The organism is Streptacidiphilus jeojiense (assembly GCF_000719095.1).
GTDB classification, from domain to species: domain Bacteria; phylum Actinomycetota; class Actinomycetes; order Streptomycetales; family Streptomycetaceae; genus Streptacidiphilus; species Streptacidiphilus jeojiensis.
The window spans coordinates 195721-213420 of the sequence record NZ_JOEH01000016.1 but is presented as its reverse complement, the minus strand read 5'-3'; the positions used below and the strand labels follow the sequence as shown (position 1 = coordinate 213420).

The window sequence follows — 17700 nt, the reverse complement described above, 5'->3', positions numbered from 1 at the left end:
CCTCTTCCGGTGTGTGCGGCCGATGCGGGGGGCGGCCGGGCGCCCGTACGACTCGTACGGGCGCGCGGACCGCAACCGGCGTCCTCGCGGCCGGGCCGCGCGCCGGCTCCGTGGTTCGTACGGACACTCGGGTCGCGTACGCACGGGCGGCACTGCGGGTCGGCCATGGTGGGAGGCCCGGCGCGGGACCGCGTAGGTGCGGTCTGCGGCGGCCCTCGCTCAGCCACTGCGGGCCCTTCGTGGTCCGTCACCGGAATCGGAAGGGCGGGTCGGTCGGAGCCGATCGTTCCACCGACCGGGCATCCGTATACGTGAGGACCGGGGCGCGAGCCTTGCGGCGCATACGCCAGTCCTCACTACCACCATACCGTCAAGCGAAAGATCGAACATGTGACGCGGGCGACAAAGCCCTCTCCCGGCGCGGAATCCCTGCTCGCGGGAGCACTAGGGTTCCCGATATGGAGACTCCTCAGGAAGCAGCAGCGACAGGCGGAGCCGGTACCGGCGAGTCGTACCCCTCGATCGGGGACTGGGACAGCTGCGCGGCGGACCCGGAGTACCGGGCCGCGGTGCTCGACCTGCTCGGCGCGCTGGCGTACGGCGAGCTCAGCGCCTTCGAGCGGCTCGCCGAGGACGCCAAGCTGGCCCCGACGCTGGAGGACAAGGCGGCGCTGGCCGGGATGGCGGCCGCCGAGTTCCACCACTACCGGCAGCTGCACGACCGGTTGGTCGAGGTCGGCGCCGACCCCGGCGCGGCGATGCAGCCGTTCGCCGAGCCGCTGGACTCCTTCCACCGCATGACCGCCCCGGCGGACTGGCCGGAGAGCCTGGTCAAGGCCTATGTCGGCGACTCCATCGCGGCGGACTTCTACCGCGAGGTCGCGGTGCGGCTCGACGACGACACCCGCGAGCTGGTGCTGCGGGTGATGGCCGACACCGGGCACGCGGAGTTCGCGGTGGGGAAGGTGCGCGGCGCCATCGAGGCCGACCCGAAGATCGGCGGGCGGCTGGCGCTGTGGGGCCGGCGGCTGATGGGCGAGGCGCTGAGCCAGGCCCAGCGGGTCGTCGCGGAGCGGGACGCGCTGTCCAACCTGCTGATCGGCGGGGTGGAGGTGCGCGGCTTCGACCTGGTGGAGGTCGGCAAGATGTTCAACCGGATCACCGAGGCGCACACCCGGCGGATGGCGGCGCTGGGTCTGGCCTCCTGAGCCGGCGCCCGGGCCGGAGCCGGCGGTTCGGGGGTTCAGACGTGGTGCGGTTCCCGGGTGACCGCTGCGGATGATCGCTGCTCGGGACCGTGCTCCTCGGGATGCCGCTGCTCCCGGTGGCGCTGTTCCGGGCGCCGTCGCTCGGGGTGGGCCAGCAGCGAGACCAGCAGGCAGGCCCCGATGGCCGAGAGCGTCACGGTCACCGCGACGTGGCCGCCGCCGACGACCGCGCGGGCCAGCACTCCGATCAGCAGCGCCGAGCAGAGTCCGGTCAGCAGGGTGACTGCTCGGTGCACCTGGAAGTAGTGCGGCAGCAGTAGCGCCGCGCCGCCCCCGACGGCCAGTCCGACCAGGGCGAAAGCGAGCAGTTCCAGCAGCATCGGCGCCTCCTCGCAGCTCGTGCGGTACCAGGTCCGGCCCGGGTGGCGGACAGGACACCCAGGACGTACCCAGGGAGCGTTCGGCGCATGCGGAATGCGGGGATCTGCACCCGAGCCTGGCCGGAATCACTCGGCAGGGCGGCCGTGCGGTGCGCCGCGGTCCAAGATCGGGTAATGCGGCCGGGGCGGCTGCGCGGCAGGGGGTGCACGGGGCCCGACGCAGCGGTGCCCCGTCCCCGCCGAGGCGGGAACGGGGCACCAGGGGCTGCGGCCTCAGATCGCGCCGAAGCCGACCTTGCGCGCGGCCTGCTCGCCGATCTCCACGTAGGCGAGACGCTCGGCGGGGACCAGGACCTTGCGGCCGTGCTCGTCCGTGAGCTTCAGCAGCTTGGAGCTGCCGTCGAGCGCCGCGGCGACCGCGGTCTCGACTTCATCAGCAGACTGCGAGCTCTCGAGAACGATCTCCCGAGCCGCGTTCTGCACGCCGATCTTGACCTCCACGGCTACGTCCCTCCGGCCCCTCAAGGCGCATGTTGGTTCTTGTGACGCTGGTTCTTCCGGCTCTGTCACTGCCGTGCGGAAACTGCCCGCACGCCGCCAACCTTAGACCGAGCGGGGGGCATTCAGTGCGTGACGCCTTCGCCGCCGTGCATGGGGAAGCCCTTGAGGCCGCGCCAGGACAGGCTGGAGACCAGGCGGACCGCCTCGTCCTTGGGGATCGTGCCGCCCTGGGCCAGCCAGAAGCGGGCGGTGATCTGGCACAGGCCGCAGACGCCGACGGCGAGCAGCATGGCCTCCTCCTCGGGGAGGTCGGTGTCCTCCGCGATCACCTTGCTGACCAGGGTGGCCGTCGCCCGGGTGACCGCCTCGACCCGCTCGCGCACGGCGGCCTCGTTGGTCAGGTCCGACTCGAAGACCAGCCGGAAGGCGCCGGACTCGGCGGCGACGTAGGCGAAGTAGGCCTCGGTGGTGGCCTGCACCCTGAGCTTGTTGTCCGTGGTCGCCTCCAGGGCCCCGCGGATCGCCTCGACCAGGGCCTCGCAGTGCTTGTCCAGCAGTGCGAGGTAGAGCTCCAGCTTCCCGGGGAAGTGCTGGTAGAGCACCGGCTTGCTGACCCCGGCGCGCTCGGCGATGTCGTCCATCGCGGCAGCGTGGTAGCCCTGCGCGACGAACACCTCCTCGGCGGCGCCGAGCAGTTGGTTCCGTCGGGCGCTTCGCGGCAGGCGGCCGGTGCTGGTCTTGCCTGTGCGCGGGCGCTCGTCCGTGTCCTGACTGGCCGTCACGGCGCTCCTCACTCACGGTTGTGGGGCTCCGGGTGCGCGGCGTGGGCCGTGCGCGGCCGAGGCCGTGCGGGTGGTGGTTCCAGGCGGCCATCCTACTTGTCGGTAATCCTTTGCGCCGCAGGTCGCCGAAAGAAACTCTTGGCCGACTCTTGTGAGGAGTCAACAATGCGGTCGGGTTCAGACCGGTACTCAGTGGTGTATACCAGGCAAATCACTCGCGGTACTCGTCCTCGTCGATGCGGACCACCCGCTGCTGTTCGGCGACATCGGCCTCCGGGGCCTCCAGGTCGAGGTCCTCCTCCTCCAGCGAGCCGTTCCCGGCCGCCTCGGGGTCGTCGTCGCCCAGGTCGGTCCCGTCCAGGTCGGGGTCGACGGGCTCGGGGTTCACGGGCTCGGTCATGCTGGCTCCCGGTGCGATAGGTGCGGCTGTCTCGAGCCTAGGAGCGCCTGCCCCGGACCGCGCCCCGGCACACCGGCGGGACGGCCACTGCAGACCTGGCCGGCGCCGGCTCGTAGCATCGACGCATGAGTGGACTGCGCGAGATGTCAGAGTCCGTGGTGCCCGAGGCGGCGATCCCCGACGTGGCCGAAGGGGAGGTGGCCGGCGGGGGCCTGCGGGCGCTGGAGCCGGTGTCCGTACCCGGGTGCGCGCTGAGCGTGGAGGCGGTCGCGCCGGAGCGTGACGGGTTGCCGCCCGCCGTCTTCGTGCACGGGCTGGGCGGATCGACGCAGAACTGGTCGCTGCTGATGGACCGGCTGGCCGGCGATGTCGACGGCCACGCCGTGGACCTGCCGGGCTTCGGCCAGTCCCCGCCGCCGGACGACGCCGACCTGTCGGTCTCGGCCCACATGCGGGCGGTGGTGGACTACCTGGAGCTGTCCGGACGCGGCCCGGTCCACCTGTTCGGCAACTCGCTGGGCGGCGCGGTGGCGACCAGGCTGGCCGCGCTCCGCCCCGACCTGGTGCGCTCGCTGACGCTGATCTCGCCGGCCCTGCCCGAGCTGCCCCCGCAACCCACCGCGCTGCCGACCGGGCTGCTGGCCATGCCGGGCGTCCCCGCGGTCTTCGGCAAGCTCACCAAGGGCCAGCCGGTGGAGCAGCAGACCGAGGCGCTGCTGGACCTCTGCTACGGCGACCCGGGGCTGATCGACGCCGAGCGGCGCCGGCAGATGGTCGCCGAGTACCAGCGCAGGATGGCGCTGCCGTACTCGATGGACGTGCTGGCCAGGACCGCCCGGGGGATCGTCAGGGCCTACACCGAGCGCGGTCCGCAGGCGCTCTGGCGGCAGGCGGAGCAGGTGACGGCGCCGGTGCTGCTGGTGTACGGGCTGCGGGACAAGCTGGTCTCCTACCGGATGGCCAGGAGGGCCGGGCTGGCCTTCCGGGACTCCCGGCTGCTGGTCCTGCCCGAGGCGGGGCACGTGGCGATGATGGAGTACCCGGACCTGGTCGCGGGGCAGTTCCGGGAGCTGCTGGCGGAGACCGCGGGGGCCGCAGGGGCCTCGGCGGCCCCGGCCGCTCCGGCGACTGCGGCTACTGCGGCGACTGCGGCGGCCCGGGGGTAGTCGGCCTCGTCGGCGGTCCGGCTGGGCGGTCCGCCTCAGTGGTCCGGCTCAGCCGTAGACCGCGCGGCAGCTGTCGTCCTGGCTGCTGCCCGGGGCCCAGCCGCCGTACTGCTCACCCAGGGCGCAGAGCCCGGGGGAGCCGGCCGACGGCCGCCCCGGGGCCGGGTGGGCCTTGCGGGGTGCCGCGCTGCCCGGCGCGGGAGCGGACCCGGCGGAGGGGCGGTCTGATCCGCGGCCCGCCGGCGCCGGGCTCGGGGCCGGTACCGAGGCCCTCGGCGGATCGGCGACGGCGAGGACCCGGCGCGGCACGCCCGGGGTGGGCCCGGGCGCGGGCGGTGCGGCCGGGGGTCCGGCCAGCGGCGCGGCCGGCGGCGGTGCTCCGGGCGGGCTCGGGGCGGCGGGGTGGCGGTCGGGGGAGCACGCGGTGGCGAGCGCGCCGGTGCACGCCAGGGCCAGCAGGACGGCGGACAGCCGTCCGAGCGGGGCGCCGGGCGTACCCCGGGGGAATGTGCCGATCACGTCCGGCGCAACGACCGAGGGCGGCAGCGGGTTACCGGGACGGCCGGGACAGGTGGGGCGACGTGCGACAACGCCGCAGCCCGCCAGGGGTTTCGGGGGTTCACTCCTTCGGGTGGTAGGCGGCCGGATGGTCGAGTGGCTGTCAGTGGCCGGTCGTAGTTTCATCCCGTCGGGCCGAACAGACGTCGGGGGGCGGGGTCACTGACCACCGCTGCCCACGGGCCTCTCCATCACCGTCCCTGCCGCGGAGGTCTCCATGCGCATCGCCCTGCTCACCGAGAGTGCGTCCGTCGGCACCGGGAGTGCCGAGGGCGGCTGGTGCGACCGGCTGACCCGGGAGCTCGCCGAGCACGAGTTCGAGCTGTACGCCCTGGGGTCGGTGCGGGCCGGGTCGGCGCACGCCGGGACCGAGCCGCTGCCGGGGCGGCTTTCCGGGCTGCGGCGTGCGGATCCGCGCCCGGCCGTGCTGCACGGCCGGGCCAGGCGGCGGGCGCTGTCCGCCTACCGGGAGCTGCTGCGCTCGCTGGTCGAACCGGCGGCCGCAGAGGGGTTCGGCCCCGCGCTGTACGCCCTGGCCGAGGCCGGCCGCGGTGGCGGACTGGCGGCGTTACTCCGCTCCGGGGCGGCGCTGCGGCTCATCGAGACGGCCTGGAAGGCGCCGGGCGCGGTCGCCGTCAGCGGCTCGGGATCGGCGGGCGAGCCACTGGTGCGGGACGCCCTGGTGGCGGCCGACCTGCTGGCCAACTGCCTGCGGGCGCTGTCGGCGCCCTGGTACGACGAGCGGCGTCCCGAGGGGCTGGGCGCGGCCGACCTCTGCCACGCCCTCGGCGGCGGCCTGGCCGTACTGCCCGGGCTGCTGGCCAAGCACTTCTACGGAATACCCCTGATCATCACCGAGCACAGCCTGCACCTGCGCGAACGCGCCCGGGGCTACCGTGACGCGCCCTACCGGCGACCGGTCAGGGCGCTGATGCTCACCTTCTTCCGCCTGCTGGCCCGCGAGGCCTACCGGCAGGCCGGGCTGATCACGCCCGGGAGCAGTTTCGACCAGCGCTGGCAGGTCCACTGCGGCGCCGACCCGGCGACGGTCCGGGTGGTCTACGAGGGCACTCCCGGCGCCGACCTGCCCGCCGCCGATGCCGAACCGGAGGTGCACACCCTGGTCTGGATCGGCCCGGCCGAGCCGTACGGGGGCCTGGAGACCGTGCTGCGGGCCTTCGCGCGGCTGAGGGCGGAGCACGAGGGCGTGCGGCTGCTGGTGCACAGCGCTCCGGCGGGCGGGTCGCGCGCGGCCGAGGCCGGTGCCCGGCACTGCCGCGAGCTGGCCGCGGAGCTGTTCCCCGAGCAGCCGGAGGCGGTCCGCTTCCAGGCCGGTGACGGGTCCCGGGGCGGTGCCGGGCGGCTGCGCGACGCCCATGAGAAGGGCACCGTGATCGTCTTCTCCGGTACCGAGGGCCCGCGCCCGATGCTGGTCGCCGAGGCCATGCTCAGCGGGCGGCCGGTGGTGGCCACGGACGTCGGTGCGGCCCGGGAGCTGGTCGGACCCACCGGGCTGCTGGTGCCGGCCGAGGACCCGGAGGCGCTGGCCGCGGCCTGCTCGGCGCTGCTGCGGGACCCGGAGCGCCGCGCCCGGCTCGGCAACGCCGGACGGCTGCGGGCCCAGGAGCTCTACGCGGTGGAGCCGGCCGCGGTGGCCTTCCGCGACCTGTACCTGGAGCTGGCCTCCCGGCTGCCGAACGCGGAGACCCCCTTCGGCGCGCCGGCGGCGCGGCGGCCCTTCGGCCGCACCGCGGAGGTCCGGGTGGCGGCCGAGAGCCCGGTGCCGGCCTCGGCCCTGGCCCCGCCCGCGGATCCGGGGGCCGTCACCGGGCGGCCGCGCCGGGCCGGCGCGATGCTGGCCGAGCTGCGGCGCAGGGCGGTGCGTCCGGGGCCCGAGGCCCCGGAGCAGCGACGGGCGCCGTCGCCCGATCCGGTCCCGGTCGGCGCGGGGATCGGTGCCGGGCTCGGCGCTGACTTCGCCGAGGGTTCCGGTGTCGGCACCGGTGCGGAACTCGTCGGGGCGCTGTCCGGGGCCGAGGAGGCGGGGGCCGGATGAGCGGGCGATCCGGCGCGGTGCTGTCCGCGGACCGGGCCACCGCCGATCCGGTCCACGATCTGCTGGTCCGTCATCTGGCGCTGTGCGAGACGGCGGTGCACCCGCTGGAGATCGCCGCCGAGCTGGAGGCGGCCGGCATGGGACCGGGGACGGCGGGCCGTTACCGGCACGCCGATGTGTTCTCGCTGGCCGAGGAGCTCTACGCGCGGGTGCCGCGGCGGCCCGAGGCGCACCGGGCACCGCCGCCGGAGAGCCCCTGGCGCCGGCGGGCCGGGCCGGCGCTGCTCGTCGCCGTGCTCTACCTGCTGCCCTGCACCGGGCTGTGGCTGGCGCGACGGACCGGTGGGGCCGGCCGCGGCATCGGGGTGGACCTGACCGTGGTGGTCCTGCTCGCCCTGGTGGCGGCCGGGACCGCGGGCGGCGGCCGCCTGCTCGCAGGCCGCCGTCAGGGCGCGCCGTCCGGCGCCGAGCGCTCCTTCGGTGCCCGCTTCGGCTATGCCGTCGGCATGGCCGTGGTGCTCGGCCTGTGCGTCACCGGTGGGACCGACCCCGCCCTGGCCACCGCCCTGGCCTGCGGGCTGGGGGCGGCCGACTGGTGCGCGCGCTGGTTCCGGCACATCGGCTGGGGCCATCTCGGCGCGGCCCGGTCCCGGGCCGGGTTCCGCGAGCGGATGCGTCCGGTGCTGCCGGTCGCGCTGGGGCTGTTCCTGACCGCGCTGTCCGCGCTGACCTTCGCCGCACTGACCCTGCACCGGTCCCGGGGCGGCGACGGCGCCCTGGCGGCCGGCGTGCTGACCCCCGCGGTCCACGGGGCCGACGGCACCGCCTGGGCGGCCCAGGAGTGCGTCGGCACCGTCCTGCTGCTGGTGGTGCTGCTGTGGCGGTGCGGAAGGACCGCCGACGCGCTGGCCGGCCTGCTCTGCGGGCTCTCCGGGCTGGGCGTGGCCGCAGCCGCCGTGCACGCCGTGCTGCCCGGCGGCGCCGGGTTCGGCGGCAGCGGAGCGGCGGCCGGGTTCGACACCGCCCTGCTGTGGGGCTTCGGCACGACCGCCGCACTGCTGCTGCCCTACGCCTGGGTGGTGCTGCTGCGCCCGGAGTCGCACCGGGACGCCGTCCGGCCGGGGACGGGCGAAGGCGCGGACGACTGAGGGCGCCGTCGACTGTGGGCGCCGTCGACTGCGGGCGCGGTCGGCTGAGGGCGCGTCAGGCGCCGGTCACCACCACCCCACCACCCATCAACCTGCACACCGCGGGCCCCTGTGGGCCCGCTCAAGGAAGGACCGCACCATGAGGGTGCTGCTGTTGGGCGCCGATGGATTCATCGGCCGCCGTGTCGCCGACCGTCTCTTCGCCGACCCCGAGTTGCAGGTGACCGTGCTGGGCCGGCGGGACACCGCGGACATCCGCTTCGACCTCGCCGCGGGCAGCCCCGGTGCGCTGGCCCGGTTCCTGGACGCGGTGATGCCCCGGGTGGTGGTGAACTGCGCGGGCGTCACCTACGGCACCCCGCGCGACCTGGTGAAGGCCAACACCCAGGCTGTCGCCACCGTCTGCGAGGCGATCCGGCGCAGCCACGACCCGGCCAGGCTGGTCCATGTCGGCTCGGCGGCCGAGTACGGCCCGGTGCCGATCGGCACCTCCACCGCGGAGAGCGCCGAACCGCGCCCGATCGGCCCCTACGGGGTCACCAAGCTGGCCGGCACCGAACTCGCGCTGTCCTCGGGCCTGGACGCGGTGGTGCTGCGGATCTTCGACGCGGTGGGCCCCGGGGTCCCGGCCGGCTCGCTGTTCGGACGGCTCTCCGAGGGCCTGCGCCGGGCCTTGGAGCGCGGCGAGCCGCAGGTGCGCTCGGCCGACCTGTCCGCCTTCCGGGACTTCGTCGACGTGCGTGACGTGGCCAGGTCGGTGCAGGCCGCGGCGGTGTCGGCGGCCACCGGTGTGATCAACATCGGCGGCGGCAGCGGGGTGCGGATGCGTGACGCCGCGCATCTGCTGGTGCGCGCGTCCGGCTTCGAGGGACGGCTGATGGAGGAGACCCGCAGCCCCATCCCCGGCGCGGACGGCACCGACCGCCCCGGCGAGGTGCTGTGGCGGCAGGCCGACATCCGTACGGCGCGGGAGCGGTTGGGCTGGCGGCCCCGGGTGCCGCTGGAGGAGTCGCTGGCGGACATCTGGATGGAGACGGCCTGCCGGGTCTAGGGAACTCGCCGGGGGGATTTTCGGCTGCGGGTCGTGCATGGTTTGTCGCGCAGTTCCCCGCGCCCCTGACCAATTGCAACTGAGCCAGTTGCAGACCCACAGGGGCGCGGGGAACTGCGCCGCCAGCCGCGCAGACGCCGCAGCCCGGAGGGAGATCCGTCTCACCAGGCGTCTCGTACCTCGGACCGGGGGCCGTGGAATAGCCACCGGCGTGGCACTGTTGGCGGAGAAAACCCGTAATGACGACTAACGGAGTCCCCCGTGTCGCTGCCACCCCTGGTCGAGCCGGCCGCTGAGCTCACCGTGGACGAGGTCCGCAGGTACTCCCGCCACCTGATCATCCCGGACGTCGGGATGGACGGGCAGAAGCGGTTGAAGAACGCCAAGGTGCTGTGTGTCGGCGCCGGCGGCCTGGGCTCTCCCGCGTTGATGTACCTCGCCGCGGCGGGTGTCGGCACCCTCGGCATCGTCGAGTTCGACACCGTCGACGAGTCCAACCTCCAGCGCCAGATCATCCACGGCCAGTCCGACATCGGCCGCTCCAAGGCCGAGTCCGCCCGTGACTCGGTCAAGGAGATCAACCCCTACGTCAACGTCATCCTGCACGAGACCCGCCTCGACGTGGACAACGTCAAGGAGATCTTCGCGCAGTACGACCTGATCGTCGACGGCACCGACAACTTCGCCACCCGCTACCTGGTGAACGACGCCGCCGTGCTGCTCGGCAAGCCCTACGTCTGGGGCTCGATCTACCGCTTCGACGGTCAGGCCAGCGTGTTCTGGGCCGAGCACGGCCCCTGCTACCGCTGCCTCTACCCGGAGGCCCCGCCGCCCGGCATGGTGCCCTCCTGCGCCGAGGGCGGCGTGCTCGGCGTGCTGTGCGCGTCGATCGGCTCGATCCAGGTCACCGAGGCCATCAAGCTGCTGGCCGGCGTCGGCGAGCCGCTGGTCGGCCGACTGATGATCTACGACGCCCTGGAGATGCAGTACCGCCAGGTCAAGGTCCGCAAGGACCCCGACTGCGCGCTCTGCGGCGAGAACCCGACCGTCACCGACCTGATCGACTACGACGCCTTCTGCGGCGTCGTCAGCGACGAGGCGCAGGCGGCGGCCATCGGTTCCACCATCACGCCCAAGCAGCTCAAGCAGTGGCAGGACGACAAGGAGGACATCTTCCTGGTCGACGTGCGTGAGCCCGGCGAGTACGAGATCGTCAACATCCCGGGTGCCACGCTCATCCCCAAGGGCGACTTCCTGATGGGCGACGCCCTGGAGCGGATGCCGCAGGACAAGAAGATCGTGCTGCACTGCAAGACCGGTGTCCGCTCGGCCGAGGTGCTGGCCGTGCTGCACTCCGCCGGCTTCGCCGACGCGGTCCACGTGGGCGGCGGCGTGATCGGCTGGGTCAACCAGATCGAGCCCGAGAAGCCGGTCTACTAGCCACTAGCCACCGGCGGACCAGCAGCCAACGGCGGTCGAGGAAGCCCTGTGACGTCCCGTCACAGGGCTTCCTTGCGTTGCAGGTAGCTGAAGGCGATCCAGCCCGGCAGCACCGGCAGCCAGAAGGTCAGCAGCCGGAACAGCAGCACGGCCGGCGTGGCCACGGTCAGCGGCAGCCCGGCGCCGGTGAGCCCACCGATCAGCAGTGTCTCGATCGCGCCGATCCCGCCCGGGGTGGGCACGGCCGAGCCCGCCGCGTTGCCGGCCAGGTAGACGACGGCGATGGTGGCGAAGGGCAGCGACTCGCCGAAGGCCCGGATGCTGGTGTCCAGGCAGGCCACGAAGGCCAGCGAGACCAGCACGATGCCGCCGAAGCCGGTGGCGATCTTGGTGGGGGAGCGCAGCAGGTCCAGCATCCGCGGGATCACGCCGATGAACAGGGTCCGCAGCCGGGTCACCGTCCAGCGCCGGACTGGCGGGACGGCCGCGCCCACCAGCACCAGCACGGCCGCCACCAGCAGCCCGGCGATCACGGTGCGCGAGGAGGGGATGTCCGAGCCCTTGCCGCTGCCCGTCCCGGCCACGAAGCCGAAGCCCAGCAGCAGCAGGATGTGCATCCCCAGACCGACCAGCTGGGAGGCGCCGACGCTGGCCACGGCCTGGCCCGGGCGCACCCCGGCCCGTTGCAGGAAGCGGGCGTTCAGGGCCACTCCGCCGACCGCGGCCGGGGCCACCAGTTTCACGAAGCTGCCGGCCACCTGGGCCCACAGGGTCCGCCAGAACGGCAGCTGCTCGGGCACGAAGCCCGCCAGGCTGAGCGCCGCGCCGACGTAGCTGAGCGCGGAGGCCGCCAGCGCGGCCAGCGCCCAGGCCCACTTGGCGTGGCTGAACGCGCTGGCCGGGTTGGCGGCGGCGAGCTGGCCCAGCAGCAGGTAGGCCGCGAAGGCGCCGGCGACCAGGGTGATCAGGGTCTTCGGCTTGAGCCGCTGCAGCCTGGCCGGCTCCACCGGGGCCTGCGGGGCGACCTCCAGGATCTGCTCGCGGATCTGCGACAGGAAGTCCTGCGGATCGGGGTTGGCGGTCAGCGCGTCCTCGACCTTGACCCCGGCCTTCATCTGCTCCGCGCGGGCCGCGGCCACCGCGGCCTTGTGCTCGCTGTTGTGGTGCTTCAGCGCCAGCCGGGTGGAGCGGTGCAGCCCGACCGGCTGCAGCAGCGGCATGGCGCTCGCGGTCCGCCCCGACCCCAGCACCTTGTTGGCGGAGGCCACCGCGCGCTCGGGCCCGACCCGCAGTGCCAGCGTGGTGAGCAGCTGGGCCAGGTCCATCCGCAGCGTCAGGTCGCCGGAGGCGATGTCGCCGCCGGCCAGATTGATCAGGCAGACGCCGCTGCTGGGCGAGGTCGCCGACGGCGGGGTGACCAGCAGCGACTCGCTGGTCAGCCGGCGGTGCGCGATCCGGCGGTCGTGCAGCGCCTTGACCGAGGTCCAGGCGTCGGCGAGGACCTCGTCGGTGAGCTCGGAGTCGTCGGCGAGGTCGAAGGAGCGGCCCTCGACCCGCTCGTAGACCAGGATCACCGCGTCCGGGCCGAGCTCGGAGGTGGCGATCAGCCTGGGGGAGTGCGCCCCGGCCGCGTTGGCCGCGTAGGCGATCAGGGCCTCCTGCTCCAGGGCCTGGCGCAGCGACTGGGGGCTGGAGCGGACGGTGACGGTGCGCAGCTGCAGCCGCCGCCAGAGCCGGTAGAAGAAGCCGGAGGCCTGCTGCTCGCGGTCGATGACGTGGACGTCCAGCGGCAGCGCGTGGTCCTGGATGACCAGGTAGCGGCGGGTGCCCTCGGGGCCGTCGGTGGAGCGGTGGGCGCTGAGCGGGGCGAAGCCGACCTTGCGCAGCCCCAGCAGCAGGGTCTCGCCGGTGGGGCGGACGTTCGGGGTGCCGACGGCGTAGAGGGTGCCGTAGGCCACGGTCAGGCCCAGCAGGATGGTTACTGCAATGGACAGCGGGGTGGTGTGTCCGCTGATCAGTTCGGACAGCCCGTCCAGCAGCACCACGGCCCAGAGCGCGACCCGCCAGCGCGGGCGGCTGGCCATGCCCACGGCCGTCATGTAGGCGATGACGGGGGTGAGGTAGCCGTGCACCGGGTCGGTGAGCGTGGTGGTGTTGGGGATCTGCTGGGTCAGCGCGGCGGTGATGGACTCCGGCGCTGCCTTGACCACCCACAGGTCCACCGCCAGCGAGATGCCGTGCGCCAGCACCGCCGCCAGCACGCCGTCGGCGACCCGCAGGCCGTCCCGTTTGATCAGCCGTTCCACCGCGAAGGCCAGCGGGACGATCAGCACTGCGGCGGTGGAGATGACGCCGGTGATGGTGGTGAGGAAGCTGGGGACCTTGGTGACGCCCGCCGAGATGTCGCTCTGCAGCCCGGTGGTGGTCGAGGTGGCGATGCTGGCCAGCACCAGGACGGCGGCGACGCCGAGGATGCCCAGCAGGAAGCGGATCAGGTCGGAGGGGCGGTGCACCCGGGCGGCCAGCAGCGGCTCGTCCACGGCGACGTGCGAGCTGGCACGGGTCTCGGCCGGCAGTGTCGAGCGGTGCTGCAGGCCGGGGACCTTGACCAGGTCGACGACGGGGGCTTCGACGGGCGGGGCGGGCGGCCTGGAGGCCGGCTCGGCGGCGGGTTCGCCGCCGCTGATCGGCTCGGAACCGGGTCCGGAGGCGGCCGAGGGTGACGGACCGGAGGCGTCGGGCATGGTGCCGGAGGCGTCCGCTGCCTGGTCGGCGCTCGCGCTCGATCCGGTCATCTGAATGTCTGTGCCTTCTGGTCGCCTGTCACCGACCCCTCAAGGGTGGCATGGGTGGAGGATGCGTGTCGGTGTCAGGTACCCCGGTTCGGGTCCCTGGCGGATGCTACATTCCTCCGCCCGGGTGGGCGAGGAGGTTCCCGGACGGCTCCACCCGTACGTGTCGGACCTCTCAGTGTGATGGGACACAATGCGACAGGTGAGTGAGGACCATGAGTCGCATGTGGAGCCGGCCGAGCTGCCGCCCTTCGCGGAGCGGGTGCTGGAGCTGACCGAGCGCATCCCGACGGGTCGGGTGATGACCTACGGTGACGTCGCCGAGTACCTGGAAGAGGGCGGACCGCGCCAGGTGGGGCGGGTGATGGCGTTGTACGGCGGCGCCGTGCCCTGGTGGCGGGTGGTGCGGGCGGACGGGGCGCTGCTGCCCGGACACGAACTGCGGGCGCTGGAGCAGTACCGGATGGAGGGCACGCCGTTGCGCAGCGTGCGCGGACGCGGCCCGGCCCGGGGCTCGGCGGCGGCCGAGGACCTGCCCAGGGTGGACCTCGCCCGGGCCCGCTGGGACGGGCGGTAGGGCCGTTAGCACAGGGGTCCGACAATTTCGGAGCGGCGGGTCGAGGTTCCCGTGAACCGGAGACAACAGCGTGAGTGACGGTGGAGGATCGTAGGCTCGCGGTAGCGGACGACGTCTGGGACGCCTGACCGGACGAGCCACTCCGACCAGCCACGCCACCGGCTTCCGCTGCCCTCCCGCATGCACTGCCCCTGGACCGCCCGATGAGCTCCCTGCCCGACCCCCCGGTGCGCGGGGGCGCGTACCGCCTGGTGCGCGACCCGCTCGCCACGCCCGAGCCCCCCGTCCTCGACGCCTACCAGCAGGCCGTCGTGGACCACCGGGGCGGGCCGCTGCTGGTCCTGGCCGGCCCGGGCACCGGTAAGACCACCACCCTGGTGGAGGCGGTGACCCGGCGGGTCGCCGAGGGCGTCCCGGCGGAGCAGATCCTGGTCCTCACCTTCAGCCGCAAGGCCGCGGTCGAGCTGCGCGACCGGATGACCGCGCGGGCGGGTGTGGCGGGTGCGGCGGGCACTGCGGGCTCCGGGGCCGCAGTGTCCGTCCCGCAGGCCACCACCTTCCACTCGTTCTGCTACGCCCTGGTCCGGGCCCACCAGGACGCCGACCTCTTCGCCGACCCGATCCGGCTGCTCTCCGGTCCCGAGCAGGACGTGATGGTGCGCGACCTGCTGGCCGGCGGCGCCGAGGACGCCCGCGAGGGCCTGGGCATCCGCTGGCCGGACGAGCTCCGTGCCTGTCTGACCACCCGGGGCTTCGCCGACGAGGTCCGCGCCGTGCTGGCCCGCGCCCGTGAGCTGGGGCTGGGCGAGGACGCGCTGCGCCGCTTCGCCGCCGAGGTGGGCCGCCCCGACTGGCAGGCCGCCGCCGACTTCCTGGCGCAGTACCTGGACGTCCTCGACAACTACGGCGTCCTGGACTACGCCGAGCTGGTGCACCGCGCGGTGCTGCTGGCCGAGCGCCCCGAGATCCGCGAGCAGCTGCGCCGCCAGTACCGGGTGGTCTACGTGGACGAGTACCAGGACACCGACCCGGCCCAGGTCCGGCTGTTGCACGCGCTGGCGGGCGACGGCCGGGAGCTGGTCGCGGTCGGCGACCCGGACCAGTCGATCTACGCCTTCCGGGGCGCCGACATCAACGGCATCCTCGACTTTCCCCAGGACTTCCCGCAGGCGGACGGCAGCCCGGCGGCGATCAAGGTGCTCCGGGTGTCCCGCCGCTCCGGCGAGGTGCTGCTGGCGGCGAGCCGCACCCTCACCGAGCGGATGCCGATGGGCCGGCTCCCGGCGCAGGCGCTGGAGCAGCACCGCAGGCTGATCCCCAGCCGTCCCGGCGGACGGGTCGAGGTCTACACCTACCCGACCCCGGGCTCCGAGACCGACAACATCGCCGACCTGCTCCGCCGCGCCCATCTGGAACAGGGCGTGCCCTGGAGCGACATGGCCGTGCTGGTCCGGGCCGGCGGCCGCTCCATCCCCGGCTTCCGGCGGGCGCTGAGCTCGGCCGGGGTGCCGCTGGAGATCGACGGGGACGACCTGCCGCTGCACCTGGAGCCGGCGGTGGCCCCGCTGCTCACCGCACTGCGGGTGTGCGCGGTCGGCGCGGTCAGGGACCGGCGACGCACCGGCGCTGCGGACCGGGACGGCCCCGAGGACCCCGAGGGGCCCTACGCCGCCGACCCGCTCACCACCGAGGTCGCGCACACCCTGCTCACCGGCCCGCTGGGCGGCCTGGACGGCTCCGACCTGCGCCGCCTGGGCCGGGCGCTGCGCGAGGAGGAGCGCGCCCAGCTCCGCCGGGAGGCGGCTCTGGGGGCGGACCAGCCGCGGGCGGTCCGTCCCGCCGAGGCGCTGGTCCGGGAGGCGCTGGCCGAGCCCGAGCGGCTGGTCACGCACGACCGCTCCTTCGCCGGCCGGGCGCTGCACCTGGGCCAGCTGCTGCGCAAGGTACGGGAGATGATCTCCGGCGGGGCCTCCGCCGAGGAGGCGCTGTGGGCGCTGTGGGAGGGCTCCGAGCGCTGGCGGCGTCGGTTGGAGACGGCCGCGCTGCGCCCCGGCACGGCGGGCCGCAACGCCGACCGCGACCTGGACGCGCTCTGCGCCCTGTTCGAGACCGCGGCCCGGGCCGAGGAGCGGGTGAAGGGTCCGCGCGGCGCGCTCAACTTCCTGGCCGAACTGGAGCAGCAGGACATCGCCGCCGACACCCTGTCCGGCCGCACGGTGCGGCCGGACGCGGTGCGGCTGCTCACCGCGCACCGCGCCAAGGGACTGGAGTGGGGCCTGGTCGTGGTCGCCGGGGTGCAGGAGGGGCTCTGGCCCGACCTGCGGCGCCGCGGTTCGCTGCTGGAGGCGGACCGGATCGGCCGCAGCGGCATCGCCGAGCCGCTGACCCCCGGTGCGCTGCTGGCCGAGGAGCGCCGGCTGTTCTACGTCGCCGCCACCCGGGCCCGGGAGCGGCTGGTGGTCACCGCGGTGAAGGCCCCGGCCGAGGACGGTGACGAACCGTCACGCTTCCTGCGCGAGCTCTACCGGGAGCGTCCGGACGGCAGCCGGGTCCCGGCCGTGCGGGTCGAGGACGTGACCCACCGTCCGCGCCGCCCGCTCGCGGTCGCGGCCCTGGTCGCCGAGTTGCGGGCGACCACCGTGGACCCGGCCGCCGACCCCGCCCTGCGCGAGGCGGCGGCGCAGCGGCTGGTGCGGCTGGCGGCGCTCACCGACGAGGACGGCTACCCGCTGGTCCCCTCGGCCCATCCGCAGCGCTGGTGGGGGATGGCCGACCCGACCGTGAACACCGTGCCGGTGCGCGATCCCGCGCAGCCGCTGCGGCTGTCGGGCAGTGCGCTGGACCAGGTGAACTCCTGCGGGCTGCAGTGGTTCCTCGGCCGTGAGGTGCACGCCGAGCAGGCGTCCAGCGGGGCCCAGGGCTTCGGCAACGTGGTGCACGTGCTGGCCGAGGAGGTGGGCTCCGGGCGCACCCCGGCCGATCTGGGCGTGCTGATGGAGCGTCTGGACACGGTCTGGGACGCGCTGGCCTTCGACGCGCCGTGGAAGTCGGAGCAGGAGAAGGGCGAGGCCCGGGCCGCCCTGGAGCGCTTCCTGACCTGGCACGCCGCTGAGCGCGGACGGGTCCCGGTGGCCACCGAGCACCCCTTCGAGGTCGAGCTGAAGGTCGGCGACCATGTGATCCGGATCCGCGGCAGCATGGACCGGGTCGAACGCGACGCCGAGACCGGCGCGGCCTTCGTGGTGGACTTCAAGACCGGCAAGCACGTGGTCAGCGGGCCCGAGCTGCTGACCCACCCCCAGCTCGGGGTCTACCAGCTGGCCGTCGCCGAAGGGGCGGTGGACGACGTCGAGGCGTTCGAGGGGGAACGCCCGGAACCGGGCGGCGCCGAGCTGGTGCAGCTGCGGCAGCCGGCCGGCAGGGGCAAGGAGGACCGGCCCAAGGTCCAGGCGCAGGCGTCGCTGGCCGGTGACCCCGGCTGGGTCGAGGACCTGCTCGCCGAGGCCGCCGACCGGATCGTCAACGAGCGGTTCACCCCGACCGTCGGGCCCGGCTGCGCCACCTGTTCCTTCCGCCGCAGTTGCTCCGGGCATCCGGAGGGCCGGCAGGTGGTGGAGTGAAGGCGCCTCGCGAGCGGGTGG

Annotated in this window: 14 protein-coding genes; 8 read left to right on the top strand and 6 right to left on the bottom strand. The window is 74.2% G+C overall.

What is annotated here, in order from left to right; translation table 11 throughout:
• The first annotated feature begins 458 nt into the window (after positions 1-458).
• Positions 459-1208, top strand: a complete 750-nt coding sequence (locus tag IF29_RS0121920; RefSeq protein WP_030257638.1) for a ferritin-like fold-containing protein — start codon at positions 459-461, stop codon at positions 1206-1208.
• Positions 1209-1243: 35 nt separating this feature from the next.
• Here the strand turns inward: IF29_RS0121920 and IF29_RS0121915 are convergent, their stop codons facing one another.
• The 4 genes from IF29_RS0121915 to IF29_RS0121900 all read right to left on the bottom strand — a co-directional run bounded on the left by IF29_RS0121915 (position 1244) and on the right by IF29_RS0121900 (position 3271).
• The gene (locus IF29_RS0121915; RefSeq protein WP_051725638.1) at positions 1244-1588 is read right to left on the bottom strand and encodes a hypothetical protein; all 345 of its coding nucleotides are present in this window, start codon (positions 1586-1588) and stop codon (positions 1244-1246) included.
• 273 nt (positions 1589-1861) lie between these two features.
• Positions 1862-2089 carry a DUF3107 domain-containing protein gene (locus IF29_RS0121910; protein ID WP_030257634.1) on the bottom strand — a complete coding sequence of 76 codons (228 nt, stop codon included), beginning with the start codon at positions 2087-2089 and terminating at the stop codon, positions 1862-1864.
• Between the two features lie 122 nt (positions 2090-2211).
• The gene (locus IF29_RS0121905) at positions 2212-2871 is read right to left on the bottom strand and encodes a TetR/AcrR family transcriptional regulator (RefSeq protein ID WP_030257631.1); all 660 of its coding nucleotides are present in this window, start codon (positions 2869-2871) and stop codon (positions 2212-2214) included.
• 211 nt (positions 2872-3082) lie between these two features.
• Positions 3083-3271 carry a hypothetical protein gene (locus tag IF29_RS0121900; protein WP_030257629.1) on the bottom strand — a complete coding sequence of 63 codons (189 nt, stop codon included), beginning with the start codon at positions 3269-3271 and terminating at the stop codon, positions 3083-3085.
• A gap of 125 nt (positions 3272-3396) precedes the next feature.
• Between IF29_RS0121900 and IF29_RS0121895 the strand changes: the two genes are divergently transcribed.
• Entirely contained in the window at positions 3397-4437 is a 1041-nt protein-coding gene (locus tag IF29_RS0121895) for an alpha/beta fold hydrolase (protein ID WP_232242332.1), read from the top strand.
• Between the two features lie 48 nt (positions 4438-4485).
• On the opposite strand, the gene IF29_RS0121890 is transcribed toward IF29_RS0121895, so the two are convergent.
• A complete protein-coding gene (locus IF29_RS0121890; protein ID WP_051725637.1) occupies positions 4486-4956 on the bottom strand; it encodes a hypothetical protein in 471 nt (156 codons plus the stop codon).
• A gap of 256 nt (positions 4957-5212) precedes the next feature.
• Between IF29_RS0121890 and IF29_RS42265 the strand changes: the two genes are divergently transcribed.
• The 4 genes from IF29_RS42265 to moeZ all read left to right on the top strand — a co-directional run bounded on the left by IF29_RS42265 (position 5213) and on the right by moeZ (position 10690).
• Complete coding sequence (locus IF29_RS42265) at positions 5213-7051, top strand: DUF3492 domain-containing protein (protein WP_051725634.1); 1839 nt, start codon at positions 5213-5215, stop codon at positions 7049-7051.
• Positions 7048-8199, top strand: coding sequence for a hypothetical protein (locus IF29_RS43775; RefSeq protein WP_051725632.1), 1152 nt, complete (start codon positions 7048-7050; stop codon positions 8197-8199). The genes IF29_RS42265 and IF29_RS43775 overlap by 4 nt, the downstream gene beginning before the upstream one ends.
• Before the next feature lie 139 nt (positions 8200-8338).
• Complete coding sequence (locus IF29_RS0121875; RefSeq protein WP_030257616.1) at positions 8339-9250, top strand: NAD-dependent epimerase/dehydratase family protein; 912 nt, start codon at positions 8339-8341, stop codon at positions 9248-9250.
• A gap of 261 nt (positions 9251-9511) precedes the next feature.
• The gene (moeZ, locus tag IF29_RS0121870; protein ID WP_030257613.1) at positions 9512-10690 is read left to right on the top strand and encodes an adenylyltransferase/sulfurtransferase MoeZ; all 1179 of its coding nucleotides are present in this window, start codon (positions 9512-9514) and stop codon (positions 10688-10690) included.
• A gap of 59 nt (positions 10691-10749) precedes the next feature.
• Here moeZ and IF29_RS0121865 read toward each other — a convergent pair whose 3' ends face one another.
• Positions 10750-13485, bottom strand: a complete 2736-nt coding sequence (locus IF29_RS0121865; protein ID WP_030257611.1) for a lysylphosphatidylglycerol synthase transmembrane domain-containing protein — start codon at positions 13483-13485, stop codon at positions 10750-10752.
• A gap of 199 nt (positions 13486-13684) precedes the next feature.
• Between IF29_RS0121865 and IF29_RS0121860 the strand changes: the two genes are divergently transcribed.
• Both IF29_RS0121860 and IF29_RS0121855 read left to right on the top strand, forming a co-directional pair.
• Positions 13685-14059 carry an MGMT family protein gene (locus IF29_RS0121860; RefSeq protein WP_063757557.1) on the top strand — a complete coding sequence of 125 codons (375 nt, stop codon included), beginning with the start codon at positions 13685-13687 and terminating at the stop codon, positions 14057-14059.
• 203 nt (positions 14060-14262) lie between these two features.
• Positions 14263-17679: an ATP-dependent helicase gene (locus IF29_RS0121855; RefSeq protein ID WP_030257598.1), complete on the top strand. Its 3417-nt coding sequence runs from the start codon at positions 14263-14265 to the stop codon at positions 17677-17679.
• Positions 17680-17700: the final 21 nt, after the last annotated feature.